Source organism: Streptomyces marinisediminis, assembly GCF_026262575.1.
In the GTDB taxonomy this organism is placed as follows: domain Bacteria; phylum Actinomycetota; class Actinomycetes; order Streptomycetales; family Streptomycetaceae; genus Streptomyces; species Streptomyces marinisediminis.
The window spans coordinates 1-21,405 of the sequence record NZ_JAPKFL010000043.1 but is presented as its reverse complement, the minus strand read 5'-3'; the positions used below and the strand labels follow the sequence as shown (position 1 = coordinate 21,405).

Annotated in this window: 17 protein-coding genes and 1 pseudogene; 7 read left to right on the top strand and 11 right to left on the bottom strand. The window is 74.8% G+C overall.

Going from position 1 to position 21,405, the window contains the following annotated elements; genetic code table 11:
• A pseudogene (locus tag OSB71_RS23185) lies at positions 1-160 on the top strand (IS630 family transposase); the annotation flags it as partial.
• A gap of 721 nt (positions 161-881) precedes the next feature.
• On the opposite strand, the gene OSB71_RS23180 reads toward OSB71_RS23185, so the two are convergent.
• The 4 genes from OSB71_RS23180 to OSB71_RS23165 form a co-directional block, all read right to left on the bottom strand.
• Positions 882-1,238 (bottom strand): hypothetical protein, encoded by a 357-nt coding sequence (locus tag OSB71_RS23180; protein ID WP_265950757.1) that lies wholly within the window; start codon positions 1,236-1,238, stop codon positions 882-884.
• 275 nt (positions 1,239-1,513) lie between these two features.
• Positions 1,514-1,777, bottom strand: coding sequence for a tyrosine-type recombinase/integrase (locus tag OSB71_RS23175; protein ID WP_265950756.1), 264 nt, complete (start codon positions 1,775-1,777; stop codon positions 1,514-1,516).
• Between the two features lie 406 nt (positions 1,778-2,183).
• Positions 2,184-2,711, bottom strand: coding sequence for a GNAT family N-acetyltransferase (locus OSB71_RS23170; protein ID WP_265950755.1), 528 nt, complete (start codon positions 2,709-2,711; stop codon positions 2,184-2,186).
• Entirely contained in the window at positions 2,708-3,973 is a 1,266-nt protein-coding gene (locus tag OSB71_RS23165) for a helix-turn-helix transcriptional regulator (RefSeq protein ID WP_265950754.1), read from the bottom strand. Before OSB71_RS23165 ends, OSB71_RS23170 begins: the two co-directional genes overlap by 4 nt.
• Positions 3,974-4,200: 227 nt before the next feature.
• Between OSB71_RS23165 and OSB71_RS23160 the strand changes: the two genes are divergently transcribed.
• Positions 4,201-4,614 (top strand): ATP-binding protein, encoded by a 414-nt coding sequence (locus OSB71_RS23160; protein WP_265950753.1) that lies wholly within the window; start codon positions 4,201-4,203, stop codon positions 4,612-4,614.
• 74 nt (positions 4,615-4,688) lie between these two features.
• On the opposite strand, the gene OSB71_RS23155 is transcribed toward OSB71_RS23160, so the two are convergent.
• The 6 genes from OSB71_RS23155 to OSB71_RS23130 form a co-directional block, all read right to left on the bottom strand.
• Positions 4,689-5,285 carry an HhH-GPD-type base excision DNA repair protein gene (locus OSB71_RS23155; protein WP_265950752.1) on the bottom strand — a complete coding sequence of 199 codons (597 nt, stop codon included), beginning with the start codon at positions 5,283-5,285 and terminating at the stop codon, positions 4,689-4,691.
• Between the two features lie 41 nt (positions 5,286-5,326).
• Positions 5,327-6,508: an FAD-dependent monooxygenase gene (locus OSB71_RS23150; RefSeq protein WP_265950751.1), complete on the bottom strand. Its 1,182-nt coding sequence runs from the start codon at positions 6,506-6,508 to the stop codon at positions 5,327-5,329.
• Positions 6,505-7,110, bottom strand: coding sequence for a TetR/AcrR family transcriptional regulator (locus tag OSB71_RS23145; protein ID WP_265950750.1), 606 nt, complete (start codon positions 7,108-7,110; stop codon positions 6,505-6,507). Before OSB71_RS23145 ends, OSB71_RS23150 begins: the two co-directional genes overlap by 4 nt.
• A gap of 292 nt (positions 7,111-7,402) precedes the next feature.
• The gene (locus OSB71_RS23140) at positions 7,403-8,185 is read right to left on the bottom strand and encodes a TSUP family transporter (protein ID WP_265950749.1); all 783 of its coding nucleotides are present in this window, start codon (positions 8,183-8,185) and stop codon (positions 7,403-7,405) included.
• 497 nt (positions 8,186-8,682) lie between these two features.
• Positions 8,683-9,462 carry an SDR family oxidoreductase gene (locus OSB71_RS23135; RefSeq protein WP_265950758.1) on the bottom strand — a complete coding sequence of 260 codons (780 nt, stop codon included), beginning with the start codon at positions 9,460-9,462 and terminating at the stop codon, positions 8,683-8,685.
• A gap of 104 nt (positions 9,463-9,566) precedes the next feature.
• Complete coding sequence (locus tag OSB71_RS23130; protein WP_265950748.1) at positions 9,567-11,237, bottom strand: FAD-binding dehydrogenase; 1,671 nt, start codon at positions 11,235-11,237, stop codon at positions 9,567-9,569.
• 389 nt (positions 11,238-11,626) lie between these two features.
• On the opposite strand from OSB71_RS23130, the gene OSB71_RS23125 reads away from it, so the two are divergent.
• The 5 genes from OSB71_RS23125 to OSB71_RS23105 all read left to right on the top strand — a co-directional run bounded on the left by OSB71_RS23125 (position 11,627) and on the right by OSB71_RS23105 (position 19,717).
• Entirely contained in the window at positions 11,627-14,275 is a 2,649-nt protein-coding gene (locus OSB71_RS23125) for a serine/threonine-protein kinase (RefSeq protein WP_265950747.1), read from the top strand.
• Between the two features lie 228 nt (positions 14,276-14,503).
• Complete coding sequence (locus tag OSB71_RS23120) at positions 14,504-15,331, top strand: SCO4651 family lipoprotein (RefSeq protein ID WP_265950746.1); 828 nt, start codon at positions 14,504-14,506, stop codon at positions 15,329-15,331.
• A gap of 380 nt (positions 15,332-15,711) precedes the next feature.
• Positions 15,712-18,318 (top strand): ATP-dependent chaperone ClpB, encoded by a 2,607-nt coding sequence (clpB, locus tag OSB71_RS23115; protein ID WP_265950745.1) that lies wholly within the window; start codon positions 15,712-15,714, stop codon positions 18,316-18,318.
• Between the two features lie 114 nt (positions 18,319-18,432).
• Positions 18,433-19,005, top strand: a complete 573-nt coding sequence (locus OSB71_RS23110) for a YbjN domain-containing protein (protein ID WP_265950744.1) — start codon at positions 18,433-18,435, stop codon at positions 19,003-19,005.
• Positions 19,006-19,090: 85 nt separating this feature from the next.
• Positions 19,091-19,717, top strand: a complete 627-nt coding sequence (locus OSB71_RS23105) for an AMIN-like domain-containing (lipo)protein (RefSeq protein WP_265950743.1) — start codon at positions 19,091-19,093, stop codon at positions 19,715-19,717.
• Between the two features lie 109 nt (positions 19,718-19,826).
• Here the strand turns inward: OSB71_RS23105 and OSB71_RS23100 are convergent, their stop codons facing one another.
• Entirely contained in the window at positions 19,827-21,014 is a 1,188-nt protein-coding gene (locus OSB71_RS23100) for a pyridoxal phosphate-dependent aminotransferase (protein WP_265950742.1), read from the bottom strand.
• Between the last annotated feature and the right edge of the window lie 391 nt (positions 21,015-21,405).

Sequence of the window (21,405 nt, the reverse complement as noted above, 5' to 3'; positions counted from 1 at the left end):
CTCGGCCCACCGCAGCGTCATCGAGCTGGAACGCGACATCCGCGGCTGGATCAACGAGTGGAACAAGAACCCCAAGCCGTTCGTGTGGACCAAGACCGCGGACGAAATCCTCGAAACCCTCGCCGCATACTGCACACGAACTAACGACTCAGGACACTAGCTTCAGGCTGACATCCACAGGTGACATCAACAGCAACGAACGCGGGCACACATGCACGGCCCGGCACATCCGCCCCACCATGCGCTGATGCCGCCGGACCGGGCTTGGACCGAACTCCTGAAGCGGTGCTCTCGCCCGCTGGCCCACCGCAAGCCCAGCTTCGTCATCTCGTGGACCACGCCCGGCTCTCCGTGCCCATGAGCGCCCGTACCAGATGCGCACCAGAACAGACGGGGAACCACGGTCAACGACGGTCGTCGATCAGCCAGCTCTGAAGGGCTGAGACGGCCGTATGTGCAAGTCACCGCGTGAGTCGGCGCCAGGCGGCCGGGGATTCCCAAACTTGTGACTCAGGCATCATCTTGACGATTCGGCCGTCTCTCCTAACTCCGGTCGACGACGAGGGCAGCGTGGCTGAGGCCAGTGAGGGTGCGGCGAGGCACACGCGTGCGTGATCGGTTGGCGCGCCCGCCGTTGGGGCTGGCTGTCGTTGGCTGGGGCTCAGGCGGGGCCGTCGCGGATGCTGGGCGTCAGGGGAACGGGGTCGGTCGGTGGGCGTGCCCCTGGCGTGCTCGATGGGGCGGGGAGTGGCGGGAAACTGCGGGGTGCGTGCAATGAGGACGGCCCCTGACTGGGATGCCTGGTCAGGGGCCGTTTCTGCTGCTCTGGGTGCGGAGGCGGTGGGATTGAACCCACGGTGACATCGCTGCCACGACGGTTTTCAAGATCGCTCACTGTGCGTTGAGCGGCGCTCGAAGCCAAGGACGTCGTACAGCCAGCGGTCGAAGTAGTGTGCCTCGGCTTCTTGATCACCCTCGACGGTCAGCCACTCGCGGGCAGCGGTGACCATATGGGCCTCGGCCTGATCCGCTTCCGCAGGCTGCAGCTCGACCCAGTCGGTCAGCTCGCCCCAGATGAGCACGAGCCAGTTGCCGGCTTCATCGCCGTCGTCGACCGGGTGCCCGCCACTGGCGAGACCCAAGATCTCCAATGCCGGTTCGTACGGAGACGCGTCACCTTTCATAATGGCCTCTGCGTACGCTCTCACCGCCACGCGGAAGGCATCCGAGTCACCCATGAGGAAGAGAGTAGGCGACGCGGTCCGCGTGACCCGGGCCACGGCGCAGGGGGCTGCCCGTACAGCAGCGAAGTACCGCAACCCCAGCAACCGACCCCGTCCGGTAGCGTCTCTCCAGGGCCTTGAGGCGCCCGGTACGACCGTCCGCGACCGATCCGGCTAGAGCTACGGATCAGAAGGTTGCAGGTTCGAATCCTGCCGAGCGCGTACAGGTCAGAAGCCCCCTGCGGAATCCGCAGGGGGCTTCTGACATCAGCGGGTGACATCAACGCACTTCACGCGGTGGCGCCCATTGCCCCTCCCGGGCCGTCGTCATCCTCGTCAAGCCCCAGCGCGTGGTCCATCCGCTCGGCAGCGGCTTTGAGGGTCGTGTCCATCACGGGCGCGTAGGTGTCGAGCGTCATGGTGATCGTGCTGTTGTGGTCCAGCGTCTCCATGATCGTGCGCGCGCCCGCCCCCTGCGCGAGCAGCAGCGAGGCGCAGGTGTGCCGCAGGTCGTGAACTCTCGCCCGGGGAGCTTTGGCGTCCCTGCACAGCACGGTGAGCGGGTCGGTTCAGGCTGCGTGGATCGGTGACGCGGCCGGTGACGGTGGGAAGGGCCAGCCCGCTCGGGTGGTGGGGGAGCGGGGCCCGCTTGAGCGCGGCGTCGGACCGCTCCTTCCGCCGGGCCTCTTTCCGCTCCAGCAGGGCCTTGGGGCACTGCTCGGGCCGTGAAACCGTGCGCAGCGAGCGCTTCGTCTTCGGTGTGCCCAAGGTCGGCTCGCGACGGATGCGCTGAACGTTCCGCCCTACCCGCCTCTGCTTCCGCTCGAAGTCGACGCCGTCCCGGGTGAGTGCAAGGACTTCGTCACGCCGGAGCCCTGTGGAGACCAGGAGCAGCCACATCTCGTCCACATGTCGTCATATTTGTTCGAGATGGAGGGAGAAAATATTGAAGGAAGGGGATCAGGAAATCGGCAGGCTCGCGATCATCACCGCGTACACCGGGGAGTCCGGGAACGGCTGGTCCTCGCCGATCTTGCGGTACCCCCACGACTCGTACAGGGCTTGTACCTTCGGGTGCGTCACGTCCACCAGCAGCGCCGCCAGGTCGTCGTGCCGGGCGTCCATAAGCGCACGGTGCAGCCGGTCCGCCGCGCCCGTCTTCCGCCACGGCTCGCGCACCATCAACTCGGAGAAGTGGAAGGTGCTCGACTTCTCCGGCGCCGGGGCCAGGTGGTCCCGCCACCACTCGCGGCCCTCCGCTCCCGGGGCGCCGTAGGCGAAACCCACCACCTCGTCCCCGTCGTACGCGATCACGCAGGAAAAGCCGGGATGCCCGCCCCAGTGGTCCACGAACCAGGGGAACTTCTGCCGGAACTCGTCTTCCCTTATCCGGTCGGCGTGCACATCCGCGTGTACGTCGATCAACGTCTGCCGAATGCTCGGTAGATCGTCATGGCCGTAGTGGCGCAGCTCCAGGGCGGGGGTCATCGAACCTGGCTCCATTCAGATCGGTAACGGTCTTCCCACTCTCGCGCCGTAGCGGAGTCCGGCGCCAGAGTGATCAAGTCGCGGAGGAAGTCCCCGAGGTAGGACCGCATCCGGCCGGGCAGGGGATCACCGGCCATGAGCGCGAACACCCGGTCCGCCGTGCCGCACGCCTGGTCCACGTCGCGCTGGTGAAGCTGGGCCAGGGCGAGTTGCAGCGTGGCCAGCGCGCGGTTGCGGCGGTACTGCTCCGGGATGGCGGCCAGGGCACGGTGAGAAGCCGCCTCCGCGCCCTCTGCGTCCCCGATCTTGCCCCGCACGACGGCGGTGATGGCCAGCAGCTCCGCAGGCCCATAGAAGGTCACCCAGGACGGCCGGGGCTCGTCCGTGCCCGCCTTCGCCAGTGCGTCTTCCGCGTGCCCCAGCGACCGCAGGGCGCCCCGCCGGTCCCCGGCGCTGGAGTGGCCGATGGCCGTACGGGCGTGGGCGAGGGAGGCGTACAGGGGGTCGCGGCGGGTGACGGCGGTCGCCTGGGCGGCCTGGCCCGCGTCCACGGCTTGCCAGAACCCCCCACGATGCAGCGCGAGCATGGCGTGCAAGTTCCACACTTGCAGCTCCGCCACCGGGTCCTTCGCCATGCCTGCCAGGTACAGCGCGCGGTTCAAGTGCCCCAGCGCGCGGTCACTCTGGCGAGCGTCCACCGCCGACCAGGCGGCCGACGCAGTGTAGTTCGCGGCCACGCTGAAGAGGCGCTGTCGGATGCGCTGGGAGGCGGCCCGCTTCTGGAGGTCCAGGGCCTCGGTAGCGCCCGCCAGGGCGGTCCGTTCCAGGGCCTCATGGCCGCCTCTGGAGGCGTCCAGGGCTGTCAGGGCGTCCAGGCCGCTGCGCAGCCGGATTACGTCGGTGGTGCCGACCGAGTACGGCCGGGCAGCGACCAGGGGCACGACGGCGGCGGCCGTGCCGGTGGCGGCGACGAGGAAGTTCCTGCGGTGCACAGGGTCCTCCGTCCTTGTAGGGCTGCGTCTGCCCGCCGGGGGCGTGAAGCCCAGCTCCTCGGCGGTACAGCCGAATACTGCCTCCAGCGCTTCGCGCTGCCGAGGGTGAGGCCATCGGGTCTTCCCGGTCAGCCAGTGCCGCACTGTCCTGTCACTGACGGTGCCTTCCCTACCGAGCGACCGGAGGTAGTCGTTCACGGCCTCTGCCAACTCGGCCTGTGTCAGCTCGGCTTCAGTGAGCGCTACTGCCAGGTGCCTGTTCGCCTGCACGGTTTCAAAGGTAGCGAGGTGGCGGTGTTTCGGCGTTGGAGTGACCCCGAAATTTCCGGTTGCTGTCGTTGCACGCTGGCGCGAGTTTTCCTCACGAGCCATCACGGCCCGTCGTTCACTGAGTGACAGGCCGCTACCGGACCGGACAGCGGCGGCGGTTGGAGTGGTCCGCCCCCGCGTCCCCGTCGGGGGCGGGACACACCTCCGTTCACCGACGAGGGGCCCTGATGACCGTGACCACCACATCCCGACCGACCGGGCATCCCGGCTACAGCGAGACCTTGCCCCGGGAACCCGAGAGCGCCGCCGTCGCCCGGCGCCTGGTGCGTGCCGCGTGCAGCGCGTGGGAGCTGGGAGGGCTGGCGGAGGACAGCGCCCTGGTCGTAACGGAGCTGGTGGCGAACGCCGTGCGGCACGCCCGGCACGAGAGCATCCGCGTGGTGGTGGAGCGCGCGGCTCAGGACGTTGTGCGGGTGGCCGTCGCGGACCTCTCCCGGGAGCGGCCGGTGGAGCGCGAGGCGGACGAGGGTGACGAGGACGGGCGCGGCCTGTTCCTGGTGGCGGCGCTGGCCGCCGACTGGGGCACGGATGTGCGGCGCTGGGGCAAGGTCGTCTGGGCGGACCTGGAGGGCGGGAAGTGAACGAGCAGCGAAGCCCCTGGGTGGGTGATCTGGTCCGCGACGAGGACGCCGGCTGGGTGCACGCCGGAGGTGGGTCAGGAGGGGGGTGGGGTTTTCGCGGACTTGGCGGTGGCCTTGGCCTGTTGTTTGTAGGCGCGGACCTTGGCCAAGGACTCCGGGTCGTGGATGTCGGCGACGGAGCGGTGGGAGCCCTCCTCGCCGTACGGGCCCGCGGCCTCGCGCCAGCCCTCGGGCGTGACGCCGAGCTGCTTGCCGAGGAGGGCCAGGAAGATCTGCGCCTTCTGCTTGCCGTAGCCGGGGAGGTCGTTGAGGCGCTTGAGCAGCTCCTTGCCGGTGGTGGCGTCGCGCCACACGGCCTCGGCGTCGCCGTCGTAGTGGTCGACGAGGTACCGGCACAACTGCTGGACGCGGCCCGCCATGGAGCCGGGGTAGCGGTGGACGGCCGGTTTGGCGGCGAGGAGGTCGGCGAAGGCCTCCGGGTCGTGGGCGGCGATCCGGTGGGCGTCCAGGTCGTCGGTGCCCAGGCGCTGCGCGATGGTGTGCGGGCCGATGAAGGCCCACTCCATCGGGACCTGCTGGTCCAGCAGCATGCCGATGAGGGCGGCCAGCGGGCTGCGGCTGAGGAGGGCGTCGGCGTCCGGCTGCTGGGCGAGGTGGAGCTCGGTGTTCATGCCCCGATGATCCCCCGCGGACGGGCGCCCCGCACGTGTGGTCAGCGGGGTGGGGGGTCGGGGGTGACGACGGTGGTGGGGTCGCCGGTGAGGGTGGTGGCCAGGTGGCGGGTGGCGCCGGGGAGGGCGGCGGCCTTGAGGGCCAGGCGGCGCAGCAGGAGCTGGGGCCGTCCGGCGGGCAGGAACCAGCGGGCGGTCCGGCGGGCGACGTGCTGCCGGTGGGCGGTGGTCGGGTGCCACCGGCTCTCGTAGCGGGCGAGGGCGTCGGGGACGGTGTCGGCCTCGGCGAGCTGGTGGGCGAGGAGGTGGGCGCCGGCGACGGCGAGGGAGGCGCCCTGGCCCGCGAGGAGGGACACCGCGTGGCAGGCGTCGCCGAGCAGGGTGACGCGGCCGCGCGTCCAGCCGGGCACGACGCTCTGGGCCACCTGGTCGTAGTAGATCTCCGACGCGGGCGGGAGCTGGGCCAGGGCGCGGGGGACGGCCCAGCCGAGGGTGCCGTAGGCGTGCTGGACGGCGGCCCGGGGGTCGTCGGGCAGGGCGGGGTCGTCGGTGCGGTGGACGGCGAAGGCGGCGAGGCGGCCGTCGCGCAGGCCGTAGAAGCCCATCTGGCGGTCGACGGTGTCGGTGAGGGCGAAGCGGTCCCCGACCTCGGCGTGCAGGGCGGGGTCGTCCAGGACGAACGCGGCCGTGTGGAAGCCGAGCTGTCGCAGGTAGCGCGGTTCGGGGCCGAAGGTCAGGCGGCGGACGGTGGAGTGGATGCCGTCGGCGCCGACGAGGAGGTCGGCGGCCAGGGTGTCGCCGTCGTCGAGGGTGACGTGCACGGCGCCGGGGGCGTGGTCGACGGCGGTGGGCGAGGTGCCGAAGCGCAGGTCGACGGCGGGGGAGAGGCTTTCGCGCAGCACGCGTTCGAGGTCGGGGCGCATGATGCTGAACAGCCGCCCGCCGACGGCGCGCGCGAACTGCTCGTAGTCCAGGCCCGCTCGGCGGCGGCCGCGCGTGTCGAGGTACGCGGCCTCCCGCACGGCGTAGCCCTGCTCGCGCAGGCGCGGGAGCAGGCCCATCGCCTCGGCGGCGGCGTAGCCGGGACCGAAGAAGTCGATCATGTAGCCCTGGGTGCGCGGGCCGGGCGCCTTCTCCAGCACGACGACCTCCCAGCCGAGGGCGTCGAGCCGCTGGGCGAGGGCGAGTCCGGCGATGCCGGCGCCGCAGACGACGGCCTTCACCGGGGGTCGCCTCCCTTGTCGTGGGCGGGACGGACGAGGGTGCGCCGCAGGACCGGGGCGACGGCGGCGGCCGTCAGACCCGGGTCGAGCGGGCGGTGCAGCATGACGCCGTCGAGCGCGGCGGCCAGCACGGCGGCCGTCGGCTCCGGGTCGGCGGCGCCGTGGGCGCGCAGCCAGTCGGCCAGGTGGCGCCGGGTGTCGGCCAGCGCGTCGGCGAGGCGTCGGGCGAGCGCCGGGTCGCGGGCGGCGGCGAGGTAGGTCTCGTTGAACAGCAGGGACGCCGCGTCGTGGCCCGAGTAGGCGTCGAGTGCGCCCAGCAGGTGGTCCAGGCCCGCCTCCGGGGTCGGCGCCGCGCGCAGGGGGGCCGCGAACCGCGCGAGCAGCTCCTCGACGCGGGCCAGGGCGGCGTCGGCCAGCAGCGCCTGGAGGCCGGGGAAGTGGTAGTGGACGAGCCCCGCTCCCACGCCCGCGCGCTCGGCCACCGCGCGCGTGCTCACCGCGGACCAGCCGCGCTCGCCGATCAGCTCCGCGGCCGCCGCCAGCAGCCGCCGCCGCACGTCCCGCCCGCGCTGGGCGGAGGGTGACACCTTGCCGGCTCGCATGCGGCCTCCCGTGCTCGGTCGCGTGGCGGGCGGCGCCGTGGCCGCACGCCGTGGTGGGGGCCTCGTCCTCAGGGGCGTGACCCAGCTCTTGGTCGAGTGTATTGGGCGACTGACCAACTGCCTCCACGGTAGGGCGTCGCCGCCGTGCGGGCAAGCGCCGCGGGAGGGGTGGCGCGCGCCGACTGGGCAGGGAACACCCGCCCCCGGGACGGTGCGGAAGCCCGGAAACGGGGGCGCCGCAGGAGCGCGCGTCAGGGTGCGCGTCGTCCGTCCCGCGCCCGCCGGGACGGCGTCAGCTCGCCCACCACTGGTCGTAGGCCAGCTTGCCGACGAGGGCGACGACGACCGTGAGCAGCACCACGCGCACGAAGCCGCTGCCGTGCCGGAGGGCCATGCGGGCGCCGACGAGGCCGCCGGCGAGGTTGAACAGGGCCATGGCGGGCGCGAGCCACCACAGCACCGCGCCCTGCCAGGTGAACATCGCCAGGGCGCCCAGGTTGGTGCAGACGTTGACCACCTTCGCCGTGGCCGACGCGGTGACCATGTCCAGGCTGAGCAGGGCCACCAGGGCGATGACCAGGAACGTGCCGGTGCCGGGGCCGAGCAGGCCGTCGTAGAAGCCGATCCCGACGCCCGCGACGGCGATCGCGGTGAGCACCCGCCGCCGGGTCGGGACGCCGCCGCCGGCCACCCGCCCGAACTGGGGCCGCAGGACGACGAACGCGGCGACGCCCACCAGCAGCACCATGATCAGGGGGCGGAGCACCGCGCTGTCCACGCCCGCCGCGAAGAGGGCGCCGCCCACCGACGACAGCGCCGCGACCGCCCCGAGCCGCCACGCCAGCCGCACGTCCACCGGGGCCCGGCGCAGGTACGTCACGGCGGCGGCGGAGGTGCCGACGACGCTGACGGCCTTGTTCGTGCCGAGCGCGTACACGGGCGCGAGCTGGGGGAACGCGATGAGGAGCGCGGGCACCTGGAGCAGCCCGCCGCCGCCCACCACGGCGTCCACCCACCCGGCCAGGGCGGCGGCCACGCACAGCAGGACCAGGGTGCTGATCGCTATGTCGGTCACGCCGCCGACCCGCCCCGCCGGGCGGCGCGGGAGCGCCCGCGCGGGCTCGGGCGGCTGCGCGCGCCGGGGTGGCCGCCTGTGGTGTGGGTGCTGCCCGCGCCGGGGTTGCTGTTCGCGCTGGGGGCGCTGCCCGGGCCGGGGTTGCTGCCCGCGCCGCGGCGGCTGCCTGTGCCGGGGCCGCCGTGTGTGCCGGGGCCGCTCCGCGCGCTGCGGTTGCCGCCCGTGCCGGGGGCCTGCCCCGGGCGGGGCGGGGCGGCCAGGGCGGCCGTCCGCGTCCGGGCGTTCCGCGGTGCGTCGACGACGGCCGCGCGGAGCGCGTGGTGGAGACCGCCCAGCGGATGGGCGGGATGGACCCCGGCACGCATGGTTCCCCCCTCGGAAGGCGGAGATCAGCGTAGGACGGGGCGTGCGCGGGCCCGCGCCGGGGTCCCGGTCGGCGCGGCCGGGGGCGGGGCGGCGCGCGCGGCCGTGGCGGCAGGCGGCCCCGGGACGCGGGGTCAGCGCAGGCCGTGGCGGCGGGCGGTGAGGCGTTCGGTCGTGGTGCGGGGGACCAGGCGGCGCAGCGGGAACACCAGGCGCGCGTTGCTGCCGACGGCGTACAGGGGCCGGGGGCGCCGGGCCTGGACGGCCCGCAGGACGGTCGCGGCGACCGCTTCGGGGCGCGCCCCGGACGCCTCGTTGGCGTTCAGGGCCGTCAGCATCGTGTGGTAGGCGTCCGTGTGCGGGGAGTGCTCCGCGAGGTAGTGGGTGCGGCGCTCGCTGATGCCGGTGTTGATCGCCCCCGGCTCGACCGTGGTGACGCCGACCCCGTACGGGGCCACCTCGCGGCGGGCGGCGGTGGCGAACCCCTTGAGCGCGGCCTTGGACGCGACGTACGAGGAGCGGTAGGCGAGCGGGAAGCTGGCCAGCATCGAGCCGATCATCACCACGCGCCCGTAACCACGCCGGCGCATGCCGGGCAGCAGGAGCCGCGTCAGGTGGACGGCGCCGAAGACGTTGAGCTCGAACAGGCGCCGCACGGCGTCCATCGGCAGCTCTTCGAGCGGTCCGCTCTGGCTCTCGCCCGCGTTGTTGACCAGTACGTCCACGGCTCCGGCGGACGCCGCGCAGCGCTCGATCGAGGCCGGGTCGGCGAGGTCGAGCGGCAGGTAGGCGACGCCGGGCACGGGGTCGGCGAGCCCCGCCGGGTCGCGGCTGGTGCCGTGGACCCGGTAGCCACGGCGGACGAGGGCCGCGGCAACCGCCGCGCCGATGCCCGAGGAGGCGCCCGTCACCAGCGCCGTGCGGGGTCCGGCCGGGGCTGGGGCGCCCGGCCCGCCGCCGGCTGTGCCGTGTCCGGCGGCGTGCCCGGCGTCAGCCTGTCCGGCGCCGTGCGCCGCGCTCACACCAGGCTCCGGGCCAGCGCGCGCCCCGCCGCGCGCCCGGAGAAGACGCAGCCGCCGAGGAAGGTGCCCTCCAGCGCGTTGTAGCCGTGCACGCCGCCGCCGCCGAACCCGGCGACCTCCCCGGCCGCGTACAGCCCGTCGAACGGCGTGCCGTCGGGCCGGACGACCTGGGAGTCCAGCGTCGTCTCCAGCCCGCCGAGCGTCTTGCGGGTCAGCACGTGCAGGCGGACGGCGATGAGCGGGCCGTGCGCCGGGTCCAGCAGCCGGTGCGGCCGGGCGACGCGGGTGAGCCGGTCCGGCCAGTAGGCGCGCGCGTTGCGCACGGACATGAGCTGGAGGTCCTTGGAGTAGGGGTTGGCCACCTCGCGGTCGCGCGCGCGGACCTCCCACTCCACCCGCGCCGGGTCCAGCGCCGCCCCGGGCGCGAGCTCGGCCATGCCCGCCACCAGCTCGCGCAGCGTGGGGCGGACGACGAAGTCCGCGCCGTGGTCGAGGAACGCCTGCACGGGGCCGGGGGCGCCGTGCCGGGTCCGGCCGAGGACCTGGCGCACGTCCTTGCCCGTGATGTCCGGGTTCTGCTCGGAGCCGGAGAGCGCGAACTCCTTCTCCACGATGGAGCGGGTGAGGACGAACCAGGAGTGGTCGTGCCCGGTGCCGAGGATGTGCCGCAGCGTGCCCAGGGTGTCGTGGCCGGGGAACAGCGGCACGGGCAGCCGCCGTCCGGTGGCGTCCAGCCACAGCGAGGACGGGCCGGGGATGATGCGGATGGCGTGGTCGGGCCAGACGGGGTCCCAGTTGCGGACGCCCTCGGTGTAGTGCCACATGCGGTCGCGGTTGACGACCGAGGCGCCGGCGTCCTCGGTGACGCCCAGCATCCGCCCGTCGACGTAGGCGGGCACGCCGGTGATCATCGACGCGGGCGCCGGGCCCAGCCGCCGCGTGGGCCAGTTGCGCCGCACCAGTTCCTGGTCGCCGCCGATGCCGCCGGAGGTGACGACGACGGCCTGCGCGCGCAGCTCGAAGTCGCCGGTCCGCTCGCGGAAGGAGGCCGCGCCGCGCGGCTGCGCGCAGGGGGCGAGCACGCTGCCGCGCACGCCCACCGCGGCCCCGTCCTCGATCAGCAGCTCCTCGACGCGGTGCCGGTGGCGGAAGGTGACCAGCCCCCGGCCGGCCGCCGCGAGCACCGGTTCGCGGAAGACCCGCACCACCTCGGGCCCGGTGCCCCAGGCGAGGTGGAAGCGCGGCACCGAGTTGCCGTGCCCGGTGGCCGTGCCCGCGCCGCGCTCGGCCCACCCCACCGTCGGCATGACGCGCAGCCCGAGCGCGTGCAGGTAGGCCCGCTTCTCGCCGGTGGCGAAGTCCACGTAGGCGTGCGCCCACCGGCGCGGCCAGTGGTCCTCGCGCTCGCGGTCGAAGGCGGCCGAGCCCAGCCAGTCGGCCAGGGCCAGCTCGGCGGAGTCCCTGATCCCCATGCGGCGCTGCTCCGGGCTGTTCACCAGGAACAGCCCGCCCAGCGACCAGAACGCCTGGCCGCCGAGGTTGGCCTCGCTCTCCTGGTCCACCAGCACCACGCGCCGCCCGGCGCGGGTGAGTTCGTACGCCGTCACGAGCCCGGCCAGGCCCGCTCCGACGACGATGACGTCCGCTTCCGCGCGCACCGGGCTCATCGGGGGTCCTCCAGGGCCGTGGGGCCGGTGCGGCGGGCGCCCCGGGCGGGACGGGCGCGCCCGCGGACCGGCTCGGCGCGGGGGCGGCCGCGGCGCACCACCGCGGCGCCCTTCGTGCGGCCTGCCGCGCGGGCTTCCGGCGGGGTGACGGGCGGGGCGGGCGGCGGGACGCCGGGCGGGGCGGGCGCGCGCGTCCCGGTACCGCGTTCCGCAGCGCTCACCGGCGGCCACCTCCTTGGACACGCGAACGTAGGCGATGCGCCGCCGTACCGGCAAGACCCCGGGCGGCCGTCCGCCGCCCCGTCGCCGGGGTGGAACCGGAGCGCCTAGGATCGGGTCTCACGCGGCGTCAGGCGACAGTGACGGCCGCTGGAGCACGGGGGGCGAGGATGAAGAGCCTGCGGGCCGGTGACCCGAAGAGCGTCGGACCGTACCGGTTGCTCGGTCGGCTCGGCGAGGGCGGGATGGGGTGCGTCTACCTCGCCCAGTCACCGCGCGGACGGACGGTGGCGGTCAAGCTCGTCCGCTCCGAACTGGCCGAACACGCCGACTTCCGGCGCCGCTTCGAGCAGGAGGTGCGGGCCGCCCGGCGGGTCGGCGGCGCGTGGACGGCGCCGGTGCTCGACGCGGACACCTCGGCCGCCCGGCCCTGGGTGGCCACCGGCTACCTCCCCGGCCTCTCGCTGCACGAGGTCGTCGCCGCGCGCCGCGGGGCGCTGCCGGAACGCACCGTGCGCATCCTGGCCCACCGGCTGGTGCTGGCCCTGCGCACCGTGCACGACGCCGGGCTGGTCCACCGCGACCTGAAGCCGTCCAACATCCTCGTCACCATCGACGGGCCCCGCGTCATCGACTTCGGCATCGCCCGCGCCCTGGACACCGTCGCGGAGGGCGGGCTGACGCGCACCGGCGCCGTCGTCGGCTCGCCGGGGTTCATGTCGCCCGAGCAGGTGCGCGGCGACCGGGTCACCCCGGCCAGCGACGTCTTCTGCCTCGGCTCCGTGCTGGCCTTCGCCGCGACCGGGCGCTCGCCCTTCGGCGCCTCGGACACCGCCGGGCACGCGCTGATGTACCGCATCGCGGAGGAGGAGGCCGACCTCACCGGCGTCCCCGAGGGGCTCCGTCCCCTGGTCGCGGACTGCCTGGCCAAGACGCCGTCCGCCCGGCCCCCGCTCGACGCGCTGCTGGCGCGCACCGGGGACGCGGCGCCGGGCGGGGCGCCCGGTGCGGCGGACGCGACCCACGGCGGCGGCGCGACGGACGGTGGCGGTGAGCCGTGGCTGCCCGGGGACCTGGTGGCCCGGCTCGGCCGGCACGCGGCCCGGCTGCTGGACGCCGAGGTCCCGGAGGCCGAGGCGGTCGTCCGCGCCGCCGCCCCGCCCGTCCCCGCCCGGCCGTCCGCGCCGCCGCGTGCGGTGGCGCCACCCGCTCCGGACACGCCCGCGCCCGCTCCGGCGACGCCGCCCGCGCCCGCGACTCCGCCGCCGCCCACGACGCCGCCCGCGCCCGCCACCCCGCCGCCCGCGCCCGCCACTCCGCCCGCGCCCGCCACTCCGCCCGCTCCGGGCACGCCGCCCCGGCCCGTCGCGTTCCCTGCGCCCGGCGCGGCTCCTCGGGCGTCGGAAGCCGGCGCGTCGGCGGCTGGCGGCGCGGTGGGGGCCGGTGGTGCTCCCGGCACCGCAGGGCCGGCGGATGCCGACGGCCCTGCGAGCGTGCCTGGTACGCCCGGTGCCGTAGGGGCCTCCGGTATCTCCGGTGCGCCGGGTGCCTCCGGCGCCGTCGGTGACCCTGGTGCCTCCAGCGCGTCCGGAGCGCCCGGTGCCTCCCGTGACGCCGGTGCGGTGCCTGACGCCGGTGCGGTGCCTGGCGCCGGTGTGCCCGGTGTGGCCGACGCGTCACCGGCCGCTCCGGTGCCGCGGGGCCCGGCACCGCACACCCCGCCGCCCCCGCCGGCCGGCACCGGCGAGCAGCCGCCCGCGCCCGGGCCCTGGTACGGGTACGGTCCGCCCGCGTCCGGGCCCGTCGCACCGCCGCCGCGCACCGAGCCCTACACCCTCGCCCCCGCGGGCGGCTACGGCTACCCGGCGTACGCCCAGCCGCCCGCCCCGCCTCCGCGGCGGCGTTCCCGGGGTGCGCTGTTCGCCGCGCTCGCCGTCGTCCTGGCCCTCGTCGCCGGGGCGGGCACGTTCGCGGTCCTGCGCGTCCTGGAGTCCGGCGCGCAGCAGACGTCCGCCGGCGAGCGCACGGGCGGGGACGACGCCAAGGAGCGTCCGGACGGGACGGGCGGCGACCCCGCACCGTCGCCGACCCAGGCGGACGACTCCTACCGGGCGCCCAGCGCCACGGGCGTCATCCCGGAGGAGTACCTCGGCGCCTGGCAGGGCACCATCGAGGACGCGAACGACGCGGGCAAGTCGATCACCCGGCGCCTGGAGATCGGCCAGGGCGAGGAGGGCGACGTCGTGGCCACGACGCTCAACCTCCACGACGACCTGCTGTGCGCGGGCGAGGCCACGCTCGTCTCCTTCGAGAACCTGATGGTCGTCGAGAGCGAGATCACCGCCAGCTTCCCCGAGCGGAAGTGCGGCCCCTACGGCGAGCAGACGCTCCGCGTGCAGGACGACGGCGCGCTGCTGTGGGCGTACCCGGCCGAGGACCTGACGGCCACCCTGCACCGCACCGAGGCCGTGCGGGACGCACTGCCCGCCGAGCTCGTCGGCACGTGGGAGGGGAACGCCGGCGGCTCCGCCGGGGACCGGCGGGTGCTGACGCTGACCCAGGGGCCGATCGGCTCCGTGGGCCTGTCCGTCGTCGCCGACGGGCCCAGCTACCACTGCGAGTCGGAGAACGTGCTCGTCGTCGTGGGGGAGGGCCGCGCCACGTTCGGCCCGGCCCGGGTGACCCAGGCCGAGCCCGCGAGCGCCTGCGCCTACGAGGCGTCCTCGCTGCTGGTCACGGTGGTGGGCACGGACGAGATCACGGTGGACTCGCTCGCCGACGCGGACGACACGCCCCGCACCTACCGCCGCACCGGCTGACGCCCGTCCGGGTGCCACCGGCGGGGCAGCCCCCGCGGCGATCCCGCACCCGTGGTGCGTCGGCCCCCGGACGCCGCCGGAACCGCGCTTTTCGGCCAAGGGCGCCGGTTGCCGCATGGCGCCCACGCCCCCGGGCACCAGCGTTCGCGTCAGATGCTCCCGGCGGGAGCGGTGAGACCGAGCACAGGGGTGAGCAGCGCGGTGGCAGTCGGTAGGAGGGCGAAGTCGGTGTCGGTGACCGTGGCGGGTCTGCTGGTCTGTGCGCCGTTGGCGGCGTGCGGGGACGGCGGCTCCGGCGACGACGGCGACCAGGGCGGCGGCGACCGGGCCGGCGGGGAGCCGAGCCCGGGCGTGGAGACCGTGCGCTCCGCGTACGAGACGAGCACGCGCGAGGGGACGGCCGCGTTCACCCTGGAGGTGACGACGGAGGCCGGGTCGGAGAAGGCCACGGTGAACGGCGAGGGCGTGCTCGACTTCGCCAGCGGCGAGAGCCGGATGACGGCCTCGGCCCAGGGCACCGAGCTGGAGCAGCGCGTGGTCGACGGCGTGTTCTACCAGCGGCAGGGGCAGGACGGGTCGGCGGACGCGCGGTGGCTGAAGGCCGACCTGGCCACGCTGGCCCGGAGCCAGGGCGCCTCCGGCGGCGCCCGGCCCCACGACCCGGCCGCCTCGGCGGAGTACGCCAAGGCGGTGTCGGACGAGGACGTCGAGGAGGTCGGCACGGAGTGGGTGGGTGGCGTGGACACCACGCACTACCGGGTGTCCGTCGACGTCTCCGAGCTGGCGCGGGCCAACGAGCAGGCCGCGGGGCGCCTTGAGCAGCAGGTCGGCGACACCCTGCCGATGGAGCTGTGGCTCGACGACGACGGCCTCATCCGGCGCCAGCAGGTGGACCTCACGGTGCGGCCGCCGCAGGGCGCCTCCGCGTCGGCGGAGCAGGCGCCCGAGAAGGCGAAGGTCAGCATGGTGATGGAGTTCGACGACTACGGCACGGACGTCTCCGTCGAGGCGCCGCCCACCGACCAGACGACGCCCATGCCCACCCCGACGTCCTGACCCCGCCAGGCGGCCCGCCCGGCCCGCCCGGCCCGACGGCCCCGCGGTCCCCGACCGCGGGGCCGTCGGCGTCCCCGGAGCGCCCGTGGGCCGGCCCGGTGGCGCTCCGGCGCGGCGTCGGCCACCGGGCGGGCGGCCCGGTGGTGGCCTCGCCCGGCGCGGGGTACTCCGGACCGGCGCGCGGGCTCCCGGCCGGCTCGCGCCCGGGACCCGGGACACGCCGCCGCGCGGCGCCTGCGCCCGCGTCGCGGGACCGCGTCCGGGGCCCCGCACAGACCTGAGCGGTGTAGGCTCAAGTTTGTGTACGCTAGAGGGGTCAACGGGGTGTTCGGGTGCCCCGTCGGGCCGATGCCACCGGGTATGAAGGAGGAGCGCCGCACGTGGATGCCGAGCTGACGAACAGGAGCCGGGACGCGATCAGCGCGGCCGGAAGCCGTGCCCTGACGGACGGGCACTCCGACATCACCCCGACCCATCTGCTCCTCGCCCTGCTGGCGGGCGAGGACAACGAGAACATCCAGGACCTGCTGGCGTCCGTGGACGCGGACCAGGCCGCGCTGCGGTCCGGCGCCGAGCGGCTGCTGGGCGCGCTGCCGGTGGTGCAGGGCGCCACCGTCGCCAAGCCGCAGCCCAACCGCGAGCTGCTCGCCGTCATCGCGGACGCCGCCCGGCGCGCCAAGGAGCTGGGGGACGCCTACGTCTCCACCGAGCACCTGCTCATCGGCGTCGCCGCCCAGGGCGGGCAGGCCGGGGAGCTGCTCGACGGGCAGGGTGCGGGCGCGAAGCGGCTGCTGGCCGCGTTCCAGGAGGCGCGCGGCGGCCGCCGGGTGACCACCGCCGACCCCGAGGGCACCTACAAGGCCCTGGAGAAGTTCGGCACGGACCTCACCGCCGCGGCGCGCGAGGGCAAGCTCGACCCGGTCATCGGGCGGGACCAGGAGATCCGCCGCGTCGTGCAGGTGCTCTCGCGCCGCACCAAGAACAACCCCGTGCTCATCGGCGAGCCCGGGGTCGGCAAGACGGCGGTCGTGGAGGGGCTGGCGCAGCGCATCGTGAAGGGCGACGTGCCCGAGTCGCTGCGCGACAAGCGGCTCGTCTCGCTGGACCTGGGCGCGATGGTGGCGGGGGCCAAGTACCGCGGCGAGTTCGAGGAGCGCCTGAAGACGGTGCTCGCCGAGATCCGCGACAGCGAGGGCCGGATCGTCACGTTCATCGACGAGCTGCACACCGTCGTCGGCGCGGGCGCGGGCGGTGACTCGGCGATGGACGCGGGCAACATGCTCAAGCCCATGCTGGCCCGCGGTGAGCTGCGCATGGTCGGCGCGACGACGCTGGACGAGTACCGCGAGCGGATCGAGAAGGACCCGGCGCTGGAGCGGCGCTTCCAGCAGGTGCTGGTCGCCGAGCCCACCGTGGAGGACTCGATCGCGATCCTGCGCGGGCTCAAGGGCCGCTACGAGGCGCACCACAAGGTGCAGATCGCCGACAGCGCGCTGGTCGCCGCCGCCACGCTCTCCGACCGCTACATCACCTCGCGCTTCCTGCCGGACAAGGCCATCGACCTGGTGGACGAGGCCGCGTCCCGGCTGCGCATGGAGATCGACTCCTCGCCCGTGGAGATCGACGAGCTCCAGCGCTCGGTGGACCGGATGCGCATGGAGGAGCTGGCGCTGGGCAGCGAGTCCGACCCGGCCTCCGTCGCCCGCCTGGAGAAGCTGCGCCGCGACCTGGCGGACCGGGAGGAGGAGCTGCGCCGCCTGACCGCCCGGTGGGAGAAGGAGAAGAAGGCGCTCAACGCGCTGGGCGAGCTCAAGGAGCGGCTGGACGAGCTGCGCGGCCAGGCCGAGCGGGCCGAGCGCGACGGGGACTTCGACACCGCGTCCAAGCTGCTCTACGGGGAGATCCCGGCCGTCGAGCGGCAGCTGGAGGAGGCCGCGCGCGTGGAGGCGGAGCAGGAGGCCGCGGCGCGGACGCCCGACGCCATGGTCAAGGAGGAGGTCGGCCCGGACGACATCGCCGACGTCGTCGCCTCCTGGACCGGCATCCCGGCCGGCCGGCTGCTGGAGGGCGAGACGCAGAAGCTGCTGCGCATGGAGGACGAGCTGGGCCGCCGCCTGATCGGCCAGGGCGAGGCCGTGCGCGCGGTCTCCGACGCCGTCCGCCGCACCCGGGCGGGCATCTCCGACCCGGACCGGCCCACCGGCTCGTTCCTCTTCCTCGGCCCGACCGGCGTCGGCAAGACGGAGCTGGCCAAGGCGCTCGCCGACTTCCTCTTCGACGACGAGCGGGCGATGGTCCGCATCGACATGAGCGAGTACGGCGAGAAGCACTCGGTGGCCCGCCTCGTCGGGGCGCCGCCCGGGTACGTCGGCTACGAGGAGGGCGGCCAGCTCACCGAGGCCGTGCGGCGGCGCCCGTACACCGTCGTGCTGCTGGACGAGGTGGAGAAGGCCCACCCGGAGGTCTTCGACGTTCTGCTCCAGGTGCTCGACGACGGCCGCCTCACCGACGGCCAGGGCCGCACCGTCGACTTCCGCAACACCATCCTCGTCCTCACCTCCAACCTCGGCGGCCAGCACCTGATGGACCCGCTGGCCAAGCCGGAGGACCAGCGCGAGAAGGTGCTCGCCGCGGTGCGTTCCGCCTTCCGCCCGGAGTTCCTGAACCGGCTGGACGACATCGTCGTCTTCCAGTCGCTCAGCGGCGATGAGCTGGAGCGCGTCGCGCAGCTCCAGATCGACGGCCTCCAGCGGCGGCTGGCCGACCGGCGGCTTACCCTGGAGGTGTCCGAGGCCGCCCGGCACTGGCTGGCGGTCGAGGGCAACGACCCGGCGTACGGCGCGCGCCCGCTGCGCCGCCTGGTGCAGACCGCCATCGGCGACCAGCTCGCCCGGGAGATCCTGAGCGGCGAGGTGCGCGACGGCGACACCGTCCGGGTCGACGTCACCGGTGACGGTCTGATCGTCGGACCGGCCGCCACGGGCTGACCGCAGCGCCGCCGGCAGGGCGGGGCGCCGCGCGCGCCGGGCGCCCGGCCGGGGTTGCGGTGACCGGGCCGTCGTGGGGGAGGATGGCCGAAGCCGTACGAAGGGAACACCTACGTGAGCATCGACCCGTCCTCGATTCCGAATTTCGGGGGCCAGCAGCCGGAACAGCCGCAGGAGGGTCCGCCTTCGGGGCCGATCGTCCCGGACCAGAACCTGGTCAAGCAGTTGCTCGACCAGATGGAGCTCAAGTACGTCGTCGACAACGAGGGCGACCTCGCCGCGCCGTGGGAGAACTTCCGCACGTACTTCATGTTCCGCGGCGAGAAGGAGCAGCAGGTCTTCTCGGTGCGGACGTTCTACGACCGGCCGCACGCGATCGACGACAAGGTAAAGATCCTGGAGTCGATCGACGAGTGGAACCGGCGCACGCTGTGGCCCAAGGTCTACACCCACACCCATGACGACGGCACGGTCCGCCTCATCGGCGAGGCGCAGATGCTGATCGGCGCCGGCGTGTCGCTGGAGCACTTCGTGTCCAGCACGGTGAGCTGGGTGCGTGCGTCGATGGAGTTCGACAAGTGGCTCGTGGACACGCTCGGTCTGGAGAAGGACGCCGAGTCCGGGGCCGACGGCGGTCCCGACGGCGGCCAGGACGGCCCCGACGGCCCCGATGGCGCCCAGAGCTGACCACCGCGCAGCTTCCGCGCACCGCGAAGACGGCCCCGGGCGACTCCGCCCGGGGCCGTTCGCCACACCCGGAGAGGAAACCCCCATGGCACGTCGCCGCACCACCGCCCTGTCCCTGGCAGCCCTGACCGCGACCGCGGCGCTCACGCTCACCGCGTGCGGCACCGAGGGCGCCGGTGACACCGGGGCCGCGGGCACGGCCGAGACCGCCGAACGGTCCGCCGCGCCCGAGGAGCCCGCGACGCCGGAGGAGCCCGCGGCACCGGAGGACGACGCGTCGCCGGACCCGGCGTCCGGCGATTTCGGCACCCACGAGGTCCGCGGCGGAGGCGACGGCTTCGCGCTCCGCCCGGACCTGCGCGACGTGCGCCTCACCGAGCACGCCGACTACGACCGCCTGACCTTCACCTTCTCCGGCGGCACGCCCGGCTACATCGCCCACTACATGGACCCGCTCGCCCACGGCGGGCGCGGCGAGGTCACCGAGGTCCCCGGCGAGCACGGGCTGAAGCTCGTCCTGGTCGGCATGGACAACGGCACCGAGGTCACCTTCGAGGACAGCTCCGACACGGTGCGCGGGGTGCGCGGCATGGGCGTCTTCGAGGGCGAGCTCGGCGTGGGCATCGGCGTCGACTCCGCGGGCGAGGACCCGGCCGGCTTCCGCGTCACCACCGACGCCACCACCCTGACCCTCGACATCGCCCACGGCTGACCCCGGCCCGCGCCCCGCCCCCGGCGGGCCGCCCGCAGCGCGCGGCGGGACCCCGGGACGGCCGGGGCGGGCCGTCGGCCCCGAAGCGGTGGGGCCCGCCGGGACGAGGTCAGAGCCGCTCCCGCAGGCCGGACAGGCGCTCGATCGCCTCGTGCAGCGTCGCGGTGCGCTTGCAGAAGGCGAAGCGGACGAAGGGGGCGCCTTCGGCGCGGTGGTCGTAGAGGACGGCGTTGGGCACGGCGACCACGCCGCAGCGCTCGGGGAGGGTGCGGCAGAAGGCGAAGCCGTCCGACTCTCCCAGCGGTCGGATGTCGGTGGTGACGAAGTACGTGCCGGCCGGCCGGTAGACGGTGAACCCCGCTCCGGCGAGGCCGTCGGCCAGCAGGTCCCGCTTGGCCCGCAGGTCCGCCCGCAGGTCGGCGAAGTACGCGTCGGGCAGCGCCAGCGCCTCGGCGATCGCGTACTGGAAGGGCCCGGCGGACACGAAGGTGAGGTACTGCTTGGCGGAGCGGACGGCGCCCAGCAGCTCCGGGGCCGCCGTCACCCAGCCGACCTTCCAGCCGGTGAAGGCGAACGTCTTGCCGCCGCTGGAGATCGTCACCGTGCGGTCGCGCATGCCGGGCAGCGTGGCGATCGGGACGTGTTCGCCGTCGAAGACCAGGTGCTCGTACACCTCGTCGGTGACGACCAGCAGGTCGCGCTCGCGGGCCAGCTCCGCGACGGCCGCCAGCTCGGCCCGGTCCAGCACGGTGCCGGTGGGGTTGTGCGGGGAGTTCAGCAGGATCAGCCGGGTGCGGTCGGTGACGGCGGCGCGCAGCTCGTCCGGGTCCAGCCGGTAGGCGGGGGCGCCCCCGGAGGCGTCCGGGCGCAGGGTGACCGGGACCCGGGTGCCGCCCGCCATGGCGATGGAGGCGGCGTAGGAGTCGTAGTACGGCTCCAGCGCGATCACCTCGTCCCCCGGTTCCACGAGCGCCAGCAGCGCGGCCGCGATGGCCTCGGTGGCCCCGGCGGTGACCAGCACCTCGGTGTCGGGGTTCCACTCCAGCCCGTACCGGCGCCGCTGGTGGGCGGCCACGGCCTGCCGCAGCTCCGGGACGCCGGGCCCCGGCGGGTACTGGTTGCCCCGGCCCTCCCGCAGCGCGCGGACGGCGGCCTCGCGCACCTCCGCGGGGCCGTCGGCGTCCGGAAAGCCCTGACCGAGGTTGATGGCCCCGGTGCGCTGGGCGAGCGCCGACATCTCGGCGAAGATCGTGGTCGTGAACTCGGCGAGGCGGCGGTTGAGCAGCGGTCGTCCCATGGCGGCATCCTGCGTGAAGCTCTGAGCTTGCTCAAGTGCGCTTTGCCGCCGGAGCGCGGTGGGCATGCCCACCCCACGACGTCCTGCCCCGACGGGGGGCGGGGCAGGACATCCACGGGGGTGGACATGACGGGGATGCTCATTCTGCTCGTACTGCTGGCGCTCATCGGCATGCTCCTGGTCGCCGCCCGGGGCGTGACCGGCACCGGCGCGTCCCGCGGCGGGACGGGGAGCGGCTCCGGCCTCGACGGCTGGTACGGCGGGGGGGGGGGGGGGGGGGGGGGGGGGGGGGGGGGGGGGGGGGGGGGGGGGGGGGGGGGGGGGGGGGGGGGGCGGCGGGGGGGGCGGGGGGGGGGGGGGGGGGGGGGGGGGGTGAGCGCCTCCTCGGGCG